The 16576-nt window shown below is 70.2% G+C and carries 16 protein-coding genes and 1 pseudogene; 9 read left to right on the forward strand and 8 right to left on the reverse strand.

Features of this window, described 5'->3' with window-relative positions:
- The first annotated feature begins 249 nt into the window (after positions 1 to 249).
- The gene (locus tag DP939_RS28570) at positions 250 to 1476 is read left to right on the forward strand and encodes a coiled-coil domain-containing protein (protein WP_199565471.1); all 1227 of its coding nucleotides are present in this window, start codon (positions 250 to 252) and stop codon (positions 1474 to 1476) included.
- A gap of 308 nt (positions 1477 to 1784) precedes the next feature.
- Here the strand turns inward: DP939_RS28570 and DP939_RS28575 are convergent, their stop codons facing one another.
- Positions 1785 to 2312, reverse strand: a complete 528-nt coding sequence (locus tag DP939_RS28575) for a tyrosine-type recombinase/integrase (protein WP_225878550.1) — start codon at positions 2310 to 2312, stop codon at positions 1785 to 1787.
- Between the two features lie 83 nt (positions 2313 to 2395).
- On the opposite strand from DP939_RS28575, the gene DP939_RS45580 reads away from it, so the two are divergent.
- Together DP939_RS45580 and DP939_RS28580 are read left to right on the forward strand one after the other, a co-directional pair.
- Positions 2396 to 2644 (forward strand): hypothetical protein, encoded by a 249-nt coding sequence (locus DP939_RS45580; protein WP_147268184.1) that lies wholly within the window; start codon positions 2396 to 2398, stop codon positions 2642 to 2644.
- Positions 2645 to 2875: 231 nt separating this feature from the next.
- Positions 2876 to 6358 (forward strand): protein kinase domain-containing protein, encoded by a 3483-nt coding sequence (locus tag DP939_RS28580; protein ID WP_158578732.1) that lies wholly within the window; start codon positions 2876 to 2878, stop codon positions 6356 to 6358.
- Between the two features lie 235 nt (positions 6359 to 6593).
- Here DP939_RS28580 and DP939_RS28585 read toward each other — a convergent pair whose 3' ends face one another.
- The 3 genes from DP939_RS28585 to DP939_RS28595 all read right to left on the reverse strand — a co-directional run bounded on the left by DP939_RS28585 (position 6594) and on the right by DP939_RS28595 (position 10275).
- Positions 6594 to 7772 carry a sensor histidine kinase gene (locus DP939_RS28585; RefSeq protein ID WP_158578733.1) on the reverse strand — a complete coding sequence of 393 codons (1179 nt, stop codon included), beginning with the start codon at positions 7770 to 7772 and terminating at the stop codon, positions 6594 to 6596.
- A gap of 121 nt (positions 7773 to 7893) precedes the next feature.
- On the reverse strand, positions 7894 to 8550 hold the full coding sequence (locus DP939_RS28590) for a response regulator (RefSeq protein ID WP_113983903.1): 657 nt from the start codon (positions 8548 to 8550) through the stop codon (positions 7894 to 7896).
- Between the two features lie 75 nt (positions 8551 to 8625).
- Positions 8626 to 10275: a carboxylesterase/lipase family protein gene (locus DP939_RS28595; RefSeq protein WP_318656323.1), complete on the reverse strand. Its 1650-nt coding sequence runs from the start codon at positions 10273 to 10275 to the stop codon at positions 8626 to 8628.
- Between the two features lie 162 nt (positions 10276 to 10437).
- Between DP939_RS28595 and DP939_RS28600 the strand changes: the two genes are divergently transcribed.
- Positions 10438 to 10773 carry a hypothetical protein gene (locus DP939_RS28600; protein WP_199565474.1) on the forward strand — a complete coding sequence of 112 codons (336 nt, stop codon included), beginning with the start codon at positions 10438 to 10440 and terminating at the stop codon, positions 10771 to 10773.
- A 3-nt stretch (positions 10774 to 10776) separates the two neighbouring features.
- Here the strand turns inward: DP939_RS28600 and DP939_RS28605 are convergent, their stop codons facing one another.
- The gene (locus DP939_RS28605; RefSeq protein WP_113983907.1) at positions 10777 to 11427 is read right to left on the reverse strand and encodes a TetR/AcrR family transcriptional regulator; all 651 of its coding nucleotides are present in this window, start codon (positions 11425 to 11427) and stop codon (positions 10777 to 10779) included.
- A 142-nt stretch (positions 11428 to 11569) separates the two neighbouring features.
- On the opposite strand from DP939_RS28605, the gene DP939_RS28610 reads away from it, so the two are divergent.
- Positions 11570 to 12349, forward strand: coding sequence for an SDR family oxidoreductase (locus DP939_RS28610; RefSeq protein ID WP_113983909.1), 780 nt, complete (start codon positions 11570 to 11572; stop codon positions 12347 to 12349).
- A complete protein-coding gene (locus DP939_RS28615) occupies positions 12346 to 12822 on the forward strand; it encodes a nitroreductase/quinone reductase family protein (RefSeq protein ID WP_113983911.1) in 477 nt (158 codons plus the stop codon). Before DP939_RS28610 ends, DP939_RS28615 begins: the two co-directional genes overlap by 4 nt.
- Before the next feature lie 185 nt (positions 12823 to 13007).
- Here DP939_RS28615 and DP939_RS49660 read toward each other — a convergent pair whose 3' ends face one another.
- The 3 genes and pseudogenes from DP939_RS49660 to DP939_RS28625 all read right to left on the reverse strand — a co-directional run bounded on the left by DP939_RS49660 (position 13008) and on the right by DP939_RS28625 (position 15361).
- Entirely contained in the window at positions 13008 to 13181 is a 174-nt protein-coding gene (locus tag DP939_RS49660) for a helix-turn-helix domain-containing protein (RefSeq protein ID WP_225878551.1), read from the reverse strand.
- Positions 13178 to 13562 (reverse strand): annotated as a pseudogene (locus DP939_RS28620) (recombinase family protein). The gene DP939_RS49660 and the pseudogene DP939_RS28620 overlap by 4 nt, the downstream one beginning before the upstream one ends.
- A gap of 971 nt (positions 13563 to 14533) precedes the next feature.
- The gene (locus DP939_RS28625; protein WP_113983913.1) at positions 14534 to 15361 is read right to left on the reverse strand and encodes an SDR family NAD(P)-dependent oxidoreductase; all 828 of its coding nucleotides are present in this window, start codon (positions 15359 to 15361) and stop codon (positions 14534 to 14536) included.
- 61 nt (positions 15362 to 15422) lie between these two features.
- Between DP939_RS28625 and DP939_RS28630 the strand changes: the two genes are divergently transcribed.
- The 3 genes from DP939_RS28630 (at position 15423) to DP939_RS28640 (ending at position 16569) form a co-directional block, all read left to right on the forward strand.
- Positions 15423 to 15752 (forward strand): helix-turn-helix domain-containing protein, encoded by a 330-nt coding sequence (locus tag DP939_RS28630; RefSeq protein ID WP_113983916.1) that lies wholly within the window; start codon positions 15423 to 15425, stop codon positions 15750 to 15752.
- Positions 15749 to 15952, forward strand: coding sequence for a hypothetical protein (locus tag DP939_RS28635; protein ID WP_113983917.1), 204 nt, complete (start codon positions 15749 to 15751; stop codon positions 15950 to 15952). Before DP939_RS28630 ends, DP939_RS28635 begins: the two co-directional genes overlap by 4 nt.
- A gap of 431 nt (positions 15953 to 16383) precedes the next feature.
- A complete protein-coding gene (locus DP939_RS28640; protein WP_113983920.1) occupies positions 16384 to 16569 on the forward strand; it encodes a hypothetical protein in 186 nt (61 codons plus the stop codon).
- Positions 16570 to 16576: the final 7 nt, after the last annotated feature.

Genomic DNA, 16576 nt, shown 5'->3' on the forward strand with positions numbered 1-16576 from the left:
CACGGCGCAGGAACGAGCGCGTCGGCCCTGCCGACCGTGAACGGCCGCTTACCGTGCCGCCTGGATTATTGCTCCGCTGTGCTGTCGCGGCCATCCCCCAGATGGGCGCATCGCAAGCGCCTCTCCCCGGCTCGTTGATCAACTTTCGGGAATTGACATTCTCGTGAGTTGAGTAGGCAACATCACGGCGCAACAAACCCGCTTTATTGAATTTGAATTTCTGGAAAATCAAGGTGCTACGCTACCGACGTGACCACGAAGATCAGTGGCGGGGCCCGGCCGTGTAAGCACTGCGGTGCGGTGATCGAGCAGCGGCAGGGGCGAGGCAGGCCGCGGGAGTACTGCCCGCAGAATGACTGCCAGGCAGTGGCGAAGCGGGAACGTGAGCTGCGGCGCGCGACCCCGGGCCTGGAAGGGACACTGGCCAGGGTCGAAGATCTCTACGACCGCATGGAGAAGGGACTGGCCGCCGCGATCAGCCCGCTGGCGGAGGTCTTGGCGCAGGAGCTGAGCCCGGCCGGGGTGGAGGCCAAGGTCAGCGCGATCCAGGCCGAGGCGCACACCCGGGTGGCCATCGCGCGCACCGAGCGCGAGCAGGCGTTCGAGCAGGTACGGTTGGCGCGCGAGGCCACCGAGCACGCCCGGCGGGAGCGCGCGGCGATGCAGGAAAGCGAACTGCAGGCCATCGCCGACCGCGACGCGGCGCTCGCCGACGCTGAGACCGCGCGCGAGCAGGCGCTGGCCGCGCTCCGCGAGGCCGCCACGACCGAACGCCGCGCCAAACTCGCCGCACAGGAGGCCGAGCGCCGAGCCGATCAGGCGGAGCGGGCCCGCGACACGGCACGGCGGGAGATGGCCGAGAAGGTCGAGACCGCCGAACGCGTACGTGACGAGATCGCCAGAGAGATGGCCGAGCGGGTGGAGACCGCCCGGGCCGAGACGCGGCAGGCGAAGGAGGAGTCCGCGCAGGCCGCCGAGGAGGTACGGCTGGCCCACGCGGAGCGTGACGCGGCCCGCGACGACGCGCTCACCGCGCGGCAGGCCGCCCAGGACGCCGAACGCGCCACCGCCGCCGCCCGCGCCCAGGCCCAGGCCGCCGAGGCGGAACGGGACAGAGCGGTCTCACGAGCGGAGGCCGCCGAACAGGGGCGCGCGGAGGCGCTGTCGGAGGCGGCGGAGTGCCGGGCGCAGGCCGTACAGGCCAGAGAGCACGCGGCCCGGGATCAGGAGCGTGCGACAGAGGCGGAGCAGGCACGCGCGGCGGCCACGGCCGAGGCCGAACGCCTCACCATGGACCTGGCCCTGGAACGCGCCCGCATCACCGACCTGCGCGGCGAACTGGCCCGCGTCCGCGCCGAAGCCGACGCCCTCCGCGAACGCGCCGTGGCCGCCGAACTCCGCGCCCCCACCCCCAAGCCCCCCGGCCCCGCCCCTGAAGGTGCTTCGCGGGCGCCCGCGGCAGGCGACCCGGACTAGCCTTATGATCGTGGTTGCGTGCCTCACGGCGGGCAGTGACTCGGCTGGTACGGGGTTGAGGAACCGGCAGTTGCGTGCCCGGGGAGTGCCGGTCAAGGACGAGGGCGTGGCCCGGCTCAGCCCGCCAGGACACGCCCACCTCAACTGCCTGGGCCGCTACGTCATCGCCTCCCCGGCCCCGGACAAGGGCCTGCGGCCGCTGCAAGCGGCTCTCTTCGGCTTAACGTTGACGAAGCTGTCACCAGGTACACGCGATTGCGTTATCCCTGCTCAGAGCAGCCTGAACCGGGAGAGGGCCAACTGTGCGATCAATGTGCCGCTTGGTCGCGGCGTCGGCGGGCGGCGCGGATCTCGGTGTCGGCGACCTTGTCGTCGAGCAGCGCGTACAGCTGCGTGGTCTCGGCAGAAGCGTGACCGAGGCGGCGGCGAACTGCCTCGATGGACACCCCGGCGTTGATGAGCTCGGTGGCGTGGGCATGACGCAGCTGGTGGATGTCGATCTCGACTTTCGCTGCGGCGCAGTAGGTCTGCCGGCGGTGGTGGGCGGCGTCGTAGGACAGGGGCCCGCCGCGACCGTTGATGGAGGCGCGGAACTGTGGCCCGGCGGTGTGGCCGGCGCGGGTCAGGTAGAGCTTGAGCAGGGTGACGTAGCAGCGGTCGTCGAGCAGGACGGTGCGGACGCTGCCGCCCTTGCCGTGAATGCGGACGTGTTCGTCCGTGCCGACCCCATCCGCCGGGTTGCCAGATAACCGGGAATCGAAGCGCTCGCGCCGGGCGACGGCCGCCCGGCTCGCGCTACCCTGGTGATCGCCATCTTGCCAGATAACGGAGGTCATCCCGCAACTGACGACCTTCGATCACGTCCCGTGCGCATGAGGAGTTCGTGGCGGCAGCCCGTACGACCAGCTGACTCGCGGTCGTGCGGTTGAGCGCGTTGAGCTGGGGCGGAAAGAGATCGCAAGGCGGCGAACCTGAAATAGACAGGAAAGGCATCCATTGTAGTTCGCTGATCGCGAGGATCAGCAACGACCACTACAGGGTCGGCAGCAGGGCCTTGATCGAGGCGCGCCAGGCGGGCTTTCTCCAGCTGCGCGTCAACGACGCCGACGGTTGCCTGCGCCACGGCGACGGCGCAGTCGGCGTGAGGATCTCGGTCACCGACCACTGAGCCGTGCTCCCAGAAGATCATGACGTGGTCGGCGCCTCCCTCCCCCATCACCCGCAGCAGCCGCTTTGCGTCCCCACCCCCAACGGATGACCCCATATGCGCAAGAGAGATGTCCGTTCAACTACAGCCGGCGCCGGCCCGAGTTCCCGGGCAGGGGCCGCGCCGCCGCCGGCGGCCTCCGAGCGCCCGAGCCCCTGGCCGCATGTGCGCGTCCCAGCGACCATGAGAGCGTTGCTGGGAGAGGACCCGCACACGGTCGGCGGCTACTGGCTGGCCGGCCGCCTGGGGCAGGGAGGCCAGGGTGTCGTCTACGAGGCGTACGACGGTGAGGGCACTCGGGTGGCGCTCAAGCTCCTGCACGCCGACAGCGGCCGCACGCAACTGGACCGATTCGCGCGGGAGGTCGAGGCCGCGCGAAGGGTGGCCTCCTTCTGCACGGCTCGGGTGTTGAACGCCGATCTGACGGGCCCGCGGCCGTACATCGTCAGCGAGTACGTCAGCGGGCCCAGCCTGCGCACAGCCGTACGGGATGGGCGGTCGTTCGCGGGGGACGACCTGCACCGGCTGGCCACGGCGATCGCCACCGCGCTGGCCGCGGTTCACGAGGCGGGGGTGATTCACCGTGATCTGAAGCCCGACAACGTCCTGCTCGGCCCGGACGGCCCGCGGGTGATCGACTTCGGTATCGCGCGTACCGAGGAGATGTCGGTGACGTCCACCGGACTGATCGCCGGCACGCCCGCCTACATGCCACCCGAGTCGTTCAGTGGGCAGCGGGCGGGCGCGCCGGGCGACGTGTTCGCGTGGGGCGCCGTGATGCTCTTCGCCGCACGGGGAACGGACGCCTTCTCCGGGGACAGCGCCGCTGTGGTGATCCACCAGGTCCTGTCGGCCACACCCGACCTGGACGGGTTGCCGCCGGCGCTGCGCCCGTTGGTGGCGGCGGCGCTGGCCAAGGAGCCGCAGGCGCGGCCGACGGCCCGGGAGTTGCTGCTCGCCCTGGTCAGCGGGAACGGCGAGGCGACCGGGCTGTTGCGTGCGGGCAGTGAGCGGGCGCGGCAGATCGCCTCGGACGATGGCCTGGACCCGGCGCTGGGGGCGATCGCCGAGGACGCCTACACCGCGCTCCCGGAGGAGCAGCGGCGACTGGTGCCCGGGGTGTTCCTGCGGCTGCTCACCCTTGACGAGTACGACATGGAGACGACCCGCCCGGTGCCCGTGGCCGAGCTGGAGTACGGCGGGCAGGACCTGCGGGCCATCCTCCGAGCGTTCTCCTACATGCTCTCCGAGCGTGAGGGCCAGATGGTCCTGACCCGTCCCGCCGTCCTGCGCGCGTGGCCTCGCCTGCGCGGCTGGGTGAGCGCGGAGAGACCGGGCCTGGCGGTCGTCGGGCAGCTCAGCCAGGCCGCCCGCCACTGGGACGACAACGGTCGCGGCGACGGCGACCTGCTGCGCGGCAGCCGGCTGCAGGCGGTCGAGAGCTGGGCCGTCTCCGAGCGCCGCCACGTGACGCTCACCAGGCTGGAACGGGACTTCCTCGACTCCAGTCGCCGAGCGCTGGCCCGATCCAGGAAGATGCGGCGCGGCGCGCTGGTCACGCTGGTCACGTTGCTTGTCGTCGCTCTCGCCGGCGCGGTCTCGGCCGTGTCCGCCGCGGGCGAGGCCAACAGGGAGCGGAAGCGGGCGGAGGCGCAGAAACGGCAGGCGTTGTCCCGGCAACTGGCGACGCAGAGCGTCCGGCTCGTCGGCACCGAGCCGACGGTCGGACACCTGCTCGCTGTCACCGCCTGGCGGCTCGCGCCGACCAAGGAGGCCCGCCACAGCCTCCGTAACGCGCTCGCCGGGCCCGCCGTCTTCACCAGGCCAGGCCCGGCGCTCGCGCTGGCCTTCAGCCCCGACGGCAGGGTCCTGGCGACCAACGGGGACGACGAGGGCGTCGTGACACTCCGCGACCCTGTCACACACCGTCCGACCGGCTCCCTGACCGGCCAGAAGCAGATGGTCACCGAGGTGGCGTTCAGCAGTGACGGCCGGCTCGTCGCGGCGGCGGCGGAGGACGTGCGAATCTGGGACGCCACCACGCACGAGCAGCTCGGGAAACCGCTCCGGGGCGGCGGCACCGTGGCGTTCAGCCCGGACGGCAGGCTCCTGGCCACCGGCGGCGACAAGGTTCGGCTGTGGGACGTGGCTACGCGCACACAGGTCGGTGACGCGCTTCCCGGGGCCAACGCCGTCGCCTTCAGCCCGGACGGGAGGCTGCTGGCGGTCCACTCCTCCCGCGAGACCGAGGCCCAGGTCTGGGACGTGGCCTCGCGCAGGCAGGTCGCCTTGCTCGAAGCACACCTCTCCCCCTCCGGCATCAGCCACCTCGCCTTCAGCCCCGACGGGAAGCGGCTGGTCACCAGCAGCCACGCGTTGCGCCTGTGGGACGTCGCCACGTGGCGGCCCATCGGCAAGCCGCTCATGAACAGGCAGATCGGCGGCATCCGCGTCGCGTTCAGCCCGGACGGCTCAGTCTTGGCGACCACGAGCGACGGCGGCCGGGCCCGGCTGTGGGACCTGACCACGCGCGAGGAGCTCGGTCCCAGGCTCGCCGGTCACACGATCGGCCTGTACAGCGTGGCCTTCAGCCCCGACGGGAAATTGCTGGCCGCCGGTGGCTTCGACGGGCTGCGGCTGTGGAACCCGTTCACACACCGGCAGCTGGGAGCTCCCTTGCCCACGGCAGGCACCACCGCGCGCGCCGCGACGTTCAGCAGCGATCGGCGCAGCATCCTGACCTCCGACGCGCGGCAGGTCAGGCTCTGGGACCTCGCCTCGCGAACACCGATCTTCACCATCAGGCCGGGGCAGCCCATCAACAGGGCGGTGCGCAGCCCGGACGGGGGCACGCTGGCGATCGGCCTGGAGTCCGAGCTGACCTGGTGGGACGTCGCCGACCGGCGCCAGGTGAGCTCGGTGCGAACCCCTCGTCACGTCATCGGGCCGGCGGCCTACAGCCCGGACGGGCGGATTCTGGCCATCGCGCTCACACCGGACTCGCAGGCCGATGCGAAGCCCGAGATATGGCTCTTCGACGCGCGCTCCCATCGCCGGATCGGCCGGATCGTCCGCCCCGAGAACATCGCGCAGCTGGTCATCAGCCCCGACGGCAGATACCTGACCGCGGTGGACATCGGGGAGAACGCCCAGCTGTGGGAGCTGTCCACCCAGGCCGAGGCCGGCCCGCCCATCAGCAGGGCGAAGAGCGTCGCCTTCTCCCCCGACGTCAGGACCCTGGCCGTGGCCGGCAACGCGGGAACGCGGCTGATCGACCTGGCCTCCCGCAAGCAGCTCGGCCGGGATCTGGGTGGGCACTCCGGCGTGATCACCGCGGTGGCCTTCAGCGCCGACGGCGGCACTCTCGCCACCGCGAGCGACGACAAGAGCGTCCGGCTGTGGGACGTGGCCACGCAGGAGCAGGTCGGCGCCGCTCTTCCTGGCCGTAGCAGGGTCTCGCAGGTGGAGTTCGGCGATGGCGTGCTGGCCACGGTGAACGATGACGACACCTTCCGGGTGTGGGGCGTGGCCGAACCCGCGGACCTGGTGGCCACCGCCTGCGCTCGCGCCGGCCGTACGCTCAGCGCCGGGGAGTGGGAGCAGTACCTGCCCGGTGAGCCCTTCCAGACGGTGTGCGTACCGTCCCGAGCCACCGGGCCTCGGCGTCGTGAGTGATTTCCATGGTGGCTGCGGGAAGGCTAAGGCCAGGCGACCTTGATGCGGTGTGGGCTCGCCCCCGGTCGAGGCGGGCCCGCCTCGTGCCGTGTCGCTGCTGGACGAGATCACCACACGCCTCGTAGCAGCCACCGAACACGCCGAGCGCCTGCGCACCCACCGTTGCCGGTGACAGACCGGCCGAGGAGCCGAGGAACTGTCCACCGCCGGCACGAAACCGCCAGAGGGCGTCTCCTCACGTCACGCCGGAGTCGGCAGGTGCCCGAGGATCCGGTGTGGCGGCGTTCCGTGTGGCGGAGGCGGGGAGGCTGGCGGTGACCGTGAAGCCTCCCTCGCCGTCGTCTCCCGCGCTGAAGGTGCCGCCGAGCAGGGTCACCCGGCGGTCGAGCCCGGTAAGGCCCATCCCGGAGCCGGCGCTGGTCAGCGTGGGATCGACGCTCCGCCGGGGCGGCGCGTTGCGCACCTCGACGTCGGCCCGGTCGCCGGGGTAGGAGATGGCGACCGTGACCGGTGCTCCAGGAGCGTGCTTGCGGGCGTTGGTCAGCGACTCCTGCACCACCCGGTAGACCGCCCGGGCCACGACTGCGGGCACCGTATCGGGGTCGCCCTCGACGTGCAGGGCCGCATGGTCGGCCGCCGCCAGTGCGGCGAGGTCGCCGCCGGTGTCGTTCTGGGGACGCTCGGCGGGCGCGGGCCGGGCCCCTGTGGTGACCACGTGCATGAGATCACGCAGCTCGGTGAGGGTACGCGTGCCGGCTCGCCGGATCTGCTCGGCCGCCGCGCGGGCGTCGTCGTCGCGGGTGGTGACGCGGAGGGCGTCGGCATGCAGCACGATCTCCGTGACGTGGTGGGTGACGATGTCGTGCAGGTCGGCGGCCAGGCGCTGCCGTTCGGCGGTCTCGGCCCGCTCGGCGAGCAGGCGGCGTTCGGAGTCGGCCAGCTCGGCCCGCTTGCGCAGCGATCGCACCAGCTCGTACCGGGCCCTCAGGTACAGGGCGCCCAGCGCGGGCAGGGCGGTGGACGACAGCGCTTCGTACAGGTTTCCCCACGAGGGAGACCAGATCGGGATGGCCGGCAGCGCCAGGACGGCGGCGAAGGCGAACGCCTGAGGCCAGGGCAGCAGGGTCACCAGGAATGACACCACGACCGAGGTTGCCACGGGTGTCGTGATCGGGTCGATCTGCGCTGCCACCGCATCCGGCGTCAGGCCGGCCCCGAGAGCGAGCACCGTCGTGACCACGACGGCCAGTCCCCCTACCGTCCGCGGGAGGCGGACGATCAGCGGCAAGGACGCGTCGAGCAGGAGGTTCAGGGCGAGCTCGGCGAGCGAGCCAGGGCCGCGGTCGTCCCCGCTCGTGGTGTACAGGACGATCTGAACGATGACGAGCAGCGTGGCCGCGCCGATGGCGACCATGAGCATTATTCTTCGATCGCGGACGATGAGTTCCGGCCAACGGGACAGTGTGTGCACAGCGGGTACCTCGGAAGGCCGCCGTGGTGTCGCCCGTGGCGGCCGGGTTGTCGCGGGTCCGTGTTCAGCCGGGCTCGTCAAGGAGTCCGGCCTGGTGGGCGAGCAGGGCCGCCTGCGTTCGGTGGGTGAGCTCGAGCTTGACCAGGAGGCGGGAGACATAGCTGCGGACGGTCGTCTCCGACAGGAACAGCCGCCGGGCGATCTCGGGATTGGTGAGCCCTTCACCGAGGCAGGCCAGCACCTCGCATTCACGCTCGGCCAGCGTGGCCACCCGCGACCGGGCGGCGTCGCGCCGCTCGTCGCCTCTGGAGGACTGAGCGATCAGTCTGCGCGCCGCGCTCGGTGACATCACGACGTTCCCGTCGGCGGCGACCTTGACCAGGTTGAGCAGCTCCTCGGCCGGGGTGGCCTTCACCAGGAAGCCCGCGGCTCCGGCCTCCAGGGCGCCGAGCACGTGCTCGTCGGAGTCGAACGTCGTGAGCGTGATGACCGCGGGCGGCGCGGCCAGCGCGGTGATCTCCCTCGTCGCGGTGATCCCGTCCACGCCCGGCATCCTGAGGTCCATCAGTACCACGTCGGGCTGGTTGCGCAGGACCTCCTCGACCGCTTCTGCCCCATCCCGTGCCTCGCCGACCACTTCGATCTCCGTGCTGGAGCCGAGGATGGCCTTGAGATGCCGGCGGACCATCGGGTCGTCGTCGGCCAGCAGAATCCTGATCACGTCTGCTGAGTCTGCCATTCGCCGTCACGCGCCATGGTGCCCGGCCCGGGTCTGGGCCGGGCACCATCGCGGTGATCAGTTGGAAAGTCCGCGCCAGAAGGCGCATCGGTGCTCGTCGCCGAGGTCGATCGGGCCGATGCCGCCCTGGCTCGTGGGTTTCAGGCTGAGCACGGTCTGGCCGGAGGGTGTGAAGGCGTGCCATGCGGGTGCGCCGACGGCCTGGGGCCTGCCGATGTGCGCGAAGGACGTCCAGTAGCCGATCATCTGCCGCGCCAGCCGCCACTGCTCGGATGTGAGTCCGTCCCATGCCTCGCCGTCCAGGTCGAACAGGTAGGGCAGGTCGCTGGCGTGTTGGGCGCCCAGCGGAAAGTCGGAGGGAATGCCGGCGATGTTCGGGGCCTTGGCGTCGGCGAACTCATAGGCGTACACCGTGGTGCGGGCGGCCATTGCCTCGTTGCCTTCCAGGGTCGGGCAGGCCCATGCGCGGTCACTGCTCACCGTCGCCCAGGCCAGGCCGGGCGAGGAGAAGGCCTTCAGCGGATATTCCCGCATCACTTTGCCGGCCTGCTCGCCGAACGCGTTCTTCATCAGAGCCGGGTAGTTCTCGGCGGTCACCGGGATCCCAGCCTGTGCCGTGCCGGCGACGAAGCCGTTGCTCTCGCTCCTGGTGGCGCCGGAGATCACCGGCACGCGCAGGAATTTGCCCGTGCGCAGTGCCTGCGCCGGGTCCAGCGGCAGCAACGGCGTGCCGTGGGCGAGGGAGGCGCCGAACGTTTCGTTGATCTTCATCAGCTCAGAGACCGGCTTGGAGCGCAGGCACTCCAGCTCCTCGCCCGCCGCGCAGCCGAGCTGCTTGGCCGCGGCCAGACCGATGTCCCGGCTGGTCTTCAGCGAGGCGTATGGCGTGAACGGCGGCGTGTCAGGAACCGGGGCGTAGGTGCCGGCCGGCCAGTTGAGCGTGCACGTCCCCGACTGCATGACGGCCTTGTCGATCAGGCCGCGCGTGGCCGGAGAGGTCAGCAGCGCGCAGGTGCTCATCCCGCCGGCGGACTGGCCGATCAGCGTCACGTTGCCAGGGTCGCCGCCGAAGGCCGCGGCGTTGCGCCGCACCCATCGTAGGGCTTCGAGCTGGTCGGCCAGCCCGAAGGTACCCGAGCCGGGCAGCCCCGGCAGCGCGAGGTAGCCGAACGCCCCGAGCCGGTAGTTGGGCGTCACCACGATCACCTCGCCCTGGCCGGCCATCCGCCGGGCGTTGTACATGCTGCCGGAGCCGTCGAGGAAGCCGCCGCCGTGCAGCCACACCATCACCGGCAGCGGCTTTCGAGACGCCTTGGCCGGCGTGGTGACGTTGAGGAACAGGCAGTCCTCCCCGCCGAGTTGCTTACCCTTATCCGCCTGCGGGCATTGCCGGCCGGGCTTGGTGGCGTCGGCCACCCCCCGCCACGGCGCGACCCGCACCGGCTCCTTCCACCGAAGCCTCCCCAGCGGCGGCTGCGCGAAGCGGATCCCCGAGTACGTCCTGACGGTACCGTCGTCCACTCCCCGTATCCGGCCCGAGTCCAGCTTCACGATCGACGGGCGCGGCTTCGGCGCCGTGGGTGGCTGCGCCGCGGCCTGTGTGACGCACGCGGTCATGGCAAGGCAGCCGCCGGTGACCAGAGCGAGTAGCCGCCGCATCGACGGGCTCGCCATTGACGTGGCAAAACGCGATCTTTTTGCGCTCATGCGGCCAGTCTCGCCTCAGCCCGGGGCTCGCCGTGACGTGCGGACGTTGCGGCTTGGCGATCGGTTGTTGCGAATCGGCGTGACCAAGGATCCGGCAGCCGGTCAACGGGTACGCGGTCATCGTCCGCAGGTCAGGCCCTGCGTAGCGCCCCGGTGGGTTGCATGACCAAGGGCGGCGCCATCGAATACGTGCACTGGGCCACCAGGACGGCCCGGCTGTTGCCCCGCCTGCCGACCGGTCGCACCTGCGGGCCGGTGTTCCTGGCCGACCGGCGCGCTCCTCCCTCCGGCCGCCGCGCGTCGGCATCCGGCGACGTCTGGCCCGTCACCGGGCGGGGCCGCCTGTCCTGCCCACGCGCCGAATACCAGTTCAAGACCGCCTCGGCCGAGCCCGAGCCACACCGCCAGGGGTGGACCTTGCATCAGCTGCGTCATTCGGCGCTCCAGCATCGCCACCAGCACTTTGCCGACCCCACCCAGTGGCGCCGCCCTCGCTGACCCTCACCGCACCATGGCGACCGACGGTCCTGGTTCAGTTGTGGCATACCGGGCGGCGATGGTGCGGACGGCCTCGTCCACTACCTGAGCGACGCGTTCGGCGCTCACCTCCCAGCCCGGCACAAGGAGTGCCGGCCAGAAGACGTAGTTGGAGATCATGCCCAGGAACTGGGTGGCCGCGAGGTCCACGTCCTCGACCCGCACCGTTCCCGCCTCGTGCTCGGCCAGGAGGTAGCCGCGTACGGACTCGAAGTAGGGCATCTTCCCGTGCGAGAACTGCGCATGGGCCAGCTCAGGGAACCGCGGCAGCTCGGCGATGACGATCCTGAACAGATCGGTCATCTGGGGGCGGCCTAGCAGCTCGGCGTAGCGGCGGCCGATGATGCCGAGCCCGTCGACGATGTTGCCCGCCGGCGGAGGATCCTCCTCGTCGGCGGTTGCCCAGGACTCGGTGACGATGGCGTCGAACAGGGCGGCCTTGCTCGGAAACTGCTTGAACAAGGTGGCCCGCGATACGCCCGAACGCTCTGCGATCCGCGCCAGCGACGTCCGGTCGTAGCCCAACTCGAGGAACAGTGCGGTGGCGGCCGACACGATCAGCGCGCGCTTCTCCTGGGCGACGCGCTGGTGATACGTCGTCACGACCTTGCTCATGGGTCGAGCATACGAGGTGAGTGGCTTGACTCGCCACTGCTGCCGATCTAGTGTCCAGGATGGTGAGTCGCCCGGCTCACCACTGGCCGCCGGTCATCACTGGTGATCCCGGTCATTCATCCGCCTACCCAAGGAACATCTGATGCCCCGCTTCGACAACCAGACCGTGCTCGTGACCGGTGGGACCGGCGGTCAGGGCTCGAGCCACGTACGCGCCTTTCACGCGGAAGGAGCGAACGTGGTGATCGGCGACATCGACGCCGAACGCGGCGCCGCTCTCGCCGCCGAGCTCGGGACCCGCGCTCGCTTCACCCGCCTCGATGTCACCGACGAGAGCTCGTGGTCCGCTGCTGTGCTGGCCGCCGAGAGCGCCTTCGGCGCCCTGAACGTGCTCGTCAACAACGCGGGCGTGCAGAACCCGCCGGCGACGATCGAAGACACGGACCAGGCCACGTGGTCGCGCATCCTCGACATCAACCTCACCGGGACCTTCCTCGGCATCAAGGTCGCCGCCCCCGCTCTGCGCCGCGCGGCAGGGGGAGCCATTGTCAACATCGCCTCGATCATGGCCCTGGGCGGCACGGCGCACTACGCGCCGTACGTGGCCGGCAAGTGGGCCGTGCGAGGTCTCACCCGAACGGCAGCACTTGAGCTCGGCCGCGACCATATCCGGGTCAACACCATCCACCCCGGCGTGATCGCGACCCCCTTCATCTACGAACCAGCAGCCGGCGCCACCGCGCCGATCGCCGACTTCTACTCACCCGAGCCGTTCGCCATCCCCCGGCTCGGGGAGCCGGCCGACGTCACCCGGCTTCTGCTGTTCCTCACCTCATCGGACGCGTCGTTCATCACGGGGTCGGAGTACGTCATCGACGGTGGACTCCTCCTCGGCCCCGCGCTTCAGACCGAGACCGCATGAGCACTCCGGACACGACCGGGTCGAATGACTCCGCGCGGGACGCATCTTTGTCCCACCTGCCCGACCACGTCCGACGAGCCATCGAGATCACCCCCGCCGCGGGCACCAGAGAGCGGATCATCGACATCACGACGCAGGGGCGACGCACCGGCCGCCCACGCCGCATCGAGATCTTCTTCTACCGGGCCGCGGGCACCACCTACCTGTGTAGCGGCGCCGGCGGTGCCGCGACCGACTGGCATGCGAACCTTCTCGCCAATCCGAACTTCACCTTCCACCTCAAGAACGGGATCCGCGCAGATCTGCCCGCACGGGCCACGCCGGTCACCGACCCAGCCGAACGTCAGGCCGTGCTGGCCGAGATCGTCGCGGATCTCAACCAACCCCACGACCCCGGCACCATCCGGCCGACTCGGCTCGAAGACTGGGCTGACAGCCGGCTGATGCGCATCAGCTTCCGCCATCGGCCGTGATCGCGGATCCCTCGGCAGATGACCTACTCCCAGGGACTGGGGTGTGGTCGCGGCCAGCCGGCGCGGCGGTCCCAGATGGATGTCGAGGTTTCCAGGGGGAAAGGCTCCTGCACGCTCATCCTGAAAGAAGGGGTGCCGTTGACCAACGTGGCACCAGCCGCCATTTAGGCCCCTGAACTGGGAAATCAGCTTCCCGCTTCCAGTTCGGCTCGCCTCGCTTGCTGTTCGACGGCAGAGTGGCCTGTCGCAAGTTCGGGGGCGTACTTGTAGATGGTTGAACGGCTGACGCCGAGCGACCGGGCGATGGTCTCCGGCCGGGTCAGCAGGCCGCGGGCGTGCCGGATCTGCTCGGCCGTCATGGCCGGCGGACGGCCCAAGCGCTGACCACGGGCGCGGGCGGCGGCCAGACCCTCGTGGGTGCCTTCCACGATGACTCGCGGATGAACTCGGCGAGCGCGGCGAAGACATGGAAGACGAGCCGACCGCCGGGGGTGGTGGTGTCCAGCGCCTCGTACAGGGAACGGAAGCCGATGCCGCGCTTGCGCAACCCCGCCACGATCGAGATGAGGTCTTGCATGGAGCGGCCCAGCCGGTCCAGCGAGGGCACCACGAGGGGGTCGCCGGGCCGTATGGTCCAGCGCTTTCCACAGCTCCTCGCGCTCGGCGTTCTTGCCGGACTTCTTGTCGGCGAAGATGCGGATGCAGCCCGCCGAGGTGAGTGCGGCGAGCCGGCGGTCCAGGAGTTGGCCGACGGTGGAGACGCGGGCGTAACCGGCCGGCGCACCAGAGAGCGCCGTCGGTTCCGCCTGCGGGGGTCATCGCGGGGCGAGGCTGCCCGCACCCTCGAAATCGGCCGCTCCACGGCCTATGCGGTACTCGCGGGACGCTGACCAGCAATTATCCCACCGAGCAAGATCGTTCTCATCGACAACGGCTGTCCGCCGGTTCCTCAACTCCGGCCCCGTGGCCGACGCTGTGGGAGCGCGCCAAGGAAGAAGAGGCGCAGGCCCACGTGGGGGAGCCACGGCGGCGGGGCCGTGCGGGTTCTTCCTCGGCCGGGAACCGAGCCGGGGCTCGAAAGACCGCCGCCGTGAGACGGGGCCCGTCCCCGCCGGACCCGTGGGCGGTTCGGACACCGCAGGAGTGCCGCTACCGGCTGAGTCTGCTACGAGCCTGGTCCGGGGTGTCCATGCGGGAGATCAGCCGCGGGTGTGGGCACGGTTCGCCTCCCGTCCCCGGGGAGGTCCCCCACACGGCCTCTCAACGTCAAGTTCCCCCGGATGCCTCCGCTGCCCATCGTCCGCACGATCGTGGGCGCCTGCGGAGCGCAGGTGGAGGAGTGGGAAGAAGCCTGGCGTGCGCTCAGCGTCAAGAAGTTCCAGGGGCCAACCCGCCCCCGCCTGGTCTCGCAGCGACGATGTCGGGAAGGTCGGCCCGGCGGCCGGGCACGGGATCACGGACAGTTCGTGGTCCCGTGCCCGTGGTTCCGCCACGTCTCGGACGAGCTCGGTGACCGCGATCGCTGACCTGCCGCCGAGTTGTTCAGGCGGCGGGCGGGATGTCGATGAGGATGTCGGGGCATCCGGCGGCGATGCCGGCCAGGGCGTCCCTCTCGGCGGGGTCGGCCGATAGCGTCCAGCGGTGTTCGACCGTGGTCCACTCGGCGGTAGAGGTCCAGTTCGGCGGTGTGACACAGAAGTTCTGTGAAGAGCTAGAAGCTCAGCAGGTGGCTGGTCAGGTCGTATAGGCGGCGGGCGGCGGCTGAGTCGAGCGAGGATAGTGACGGTTCGAGCGGGCGGCGACGATCGTAGGCCAGGAGGCCGCCCTTGCCTGGCGGATCATCCATCAGCTCGACGATGGGCGCGATGGCCTTCTCGACCGGTTGGGCGGCGAACCTGGCCAGGAGCTTGATGACGGTCTTGGTGGGCTGTTCGAGGCTGTCTGTGCCGCTGTTGGTGAAGCCGGGGTGGTGCAGCAGGTAACGGGTACGGGCGTCCGGGTGGTTGAGGGCGTACGCGACGCCCAGGAGGTCGGTGGCGCGCCCGCCCTGCAGCATGGCCTTGATACTGCCGTAACCTCGCTTGAGCGACAGGTCATTCCAGTGGATGTGGCCCTTGGTGACGCCGACAGCGCAGATGTTCACGATCATCGGGTTCTCTCCGCGCTCCAGCAGGTCGGTCAGGCCGTAGGCGAGCAGGAAACGGCTGACGTAGTAGAGGGCGAAGGTGGCTTCATAGCCGTCGGGGGTTTCCACCCGCTGCGGGAAGGGGCGGAGCGCGGTGCAGATCAGGCCGTCCAGCGCGTCATGTCGTGCCTTGATCTCTTTGATCACTCGCATGTTCTCCGCTGCCGATGTCAGGTCCGCACGCAGGAACGCGGCCCGCCCGGCGGCGTCCAGCCCGGCGGCGTCGTCGAGGAAGTGCTGCCCCTTGGCCGGATCGCTGCCCACGACCGTCACGTGGTCACCCCGGCGTAGGAAGTGCAGGGCGAGTCCTCGGCCCATGCCGTTTGTTCCGCCCGCCACAACGTACGTCCGCATATGTCGCCCCTCAAGTCATCGAACGCTGACTTGAGGGAACGTAGCACACCCTACACACAGAATGTCAACGGTCGATGACCAAGCAAGGCTGCGCTTCGCCCGCCAGGGGTACGACGCCGCCAGCGTTCGCGACATCGCCAGGGACTCTGGCGCCGACGCCACCCTTGTCTTCCGCTACTTCGGCTCCAAGAAACAGCTCTTCGACCAGGCCGCCGGCACCCTGTATTCCACCACGGCAGCGGGTTCGGGCAGGCCGACGAACCTGCCGAGGGAGGAGAAGTTGACGATCGCGCCGGATACGGGGTCGCGACGCCGCAGGCGCCGGCCTTCCCCCAGTACGGCCTGGGGCTGGAGTCGGTCGGCCGCACCTGCGGCGAGATGTGGGGCGTGACCGGCTCCATCCCCGGTTATCAAACGTTCGCCTTCGCCGACGCCACCGGCAAGCGCCGGATGACGGTGTCGGTCAACGTGCAACGCAGCGATCCGAAGGTCGCGCCCATGCTGCCGGCCGCCGTCGACGCGCTGAACCGTTACTTCTGCGGCGAGCCCTACCCGCCGCTCGCCTCCAGCGCGACGGGCCTGGGCCGCTGACAGGTGCTCTCGATGGGCACCGCCCTGCGCAGGGTGAGCCGAGGCGAGCAGCAGCCGGTACGCAGCACCGCCTCCTTCAGCATGTCGATCAGCGGGACTGCTCCCCCCGCGGCGGCCCACCTCGTTCTTGATCTTGCGCAGGTTCCGCGGTTATCGTCGGGGCAGGGTCGGTGGCCCAAGCTCGTCGACGCGCTGTGGGATGATCCCCGCGTCGGTGTCGAAGTCCGCGGACCGGCTCCCGGTCGGACGTGACGGCGATCCTGGCCGTCTCCTCTCCTCGCCACCGCGCAACGCCTCCACCTGATCACCGGCAAGCAGCCGTGATGGTCCGCGTCCGGGCGGAAGAACCTTGGAGAAGCCGATGGTTCTCGCTTGCCCGACTTCGAGCAGGACAAGCATCGATCCGATGAGCCCGCTGAGTGGGAGTACCGATGGGGCAGCAAATCAAGGGGCCGATGGTCCTGCGCATCACCGAAGCCGAGATCGTCGAGAGCCAGCTCTCCGAGGACGATCTGAGAGCGTTGAGCGACAAGGGCGAGGGAGCCGCCAGCCTGGCCAGGGTCAGATGCCCCGTCCTGTACTGCGCCGCCATGTACGACTCTGGCCCCCAGCTCTGAGGCATCC

This window comes from Spongiactinospora rosea, from assembly GCF_003315795.1.
In the GTDB taxonomy this organism is placed as follows: Bacteria; Actinomycetota; Actinomycetes; order Streptosporangiales; family Streptosporangiaceae; genus Spongiactinospora; species Spongiactinospora rosea.

What these genes read in the sequence shown, in the direction of transcription:
- DP939_RS28575 (WP_225878550.1), bottom strand. Translation starts at nt 2,312, where the DNA reads ATGACCTCCGTTATCTGGCAAGATGGCGATCACCAGGGTAGCGCGAGC.
- DP939_RS28585 (WP_158578733.1), bottom strand. Translation starts at nt 7,772, where the DNA reads ATGGTCGCCATCGGCGCGGCCACGCTGCTCGTCATCGTTCAGATCGTC.
- DP939_RS28595 (WP_318656323.1), bottom strand. Translation starts at nt 10,275, where the DNA reads ATGAGCGCAAAAAGATCGCGTTTTGCCACGTCAATGGCGAGCCCGTCG.
- DP939_RS28600 (WP_199565474.1), top strand. Translation starts at nt 10,438, where the DNA reads ATGACCAAGGGCGGCGCCATCGAATACGTGCACTGGGCCACCAGGACG.
- DP939_RS28605 (WP_113983907.1), bottom strand. Translation starts at nt 11,427, where the DNA reads ATGAGCAAGGTCGTGACGACGTATCACCAGCGCGTCGCCCAGGAGAAG.
- DP939_RS28610 (WP_113983909.1), top strand. Translation starts at nt 11,570, where the DNA reads ATGCCCCGCTTCGACAACCAGACCGTGCTCGTGACCGGTGGGACCGGC.
- DP939_RS28615 (WP_113983911.1), top strand. Translation starts at nt 12,346, where the DNA reads ATGAGCACTCCGGACACGACCGGGTCGAATGACTCCGCGCGGGACGCA.
- DP939_RS49660 (WP_225878551.1), bottom strand. Translation starts at nt 13,181, where the DNA reads ATGACGGCCGAGCAGATCCGGCACGCCCGCGGCCTGCTGACCCGGCCG.
- DP939_RS28625 (WP_113983913.1), bottom strand. Translation starts at nt 15,361, where the DNA reads ATGCGGACGTACGTTGTGGCGGGCGGAACAAACGGCATGGGCCGAGGA.
- DP939_RS28630 (WP_113983916.1), top strand. Translation starts at nt 15,423, where the DNA reads ATGTCAACGGTCGATGACCAAGCAAGGCTGCGCTTCGCCCGCCAGGGG.
- DP939_RS28640 (WP_113983920.1), top strand. Translation starts at nt 16,384, where the DNA reads ATGGGGCAGCAAATCAAGGGGCCGATGGTCCTGCGCATCACCGAAGCC.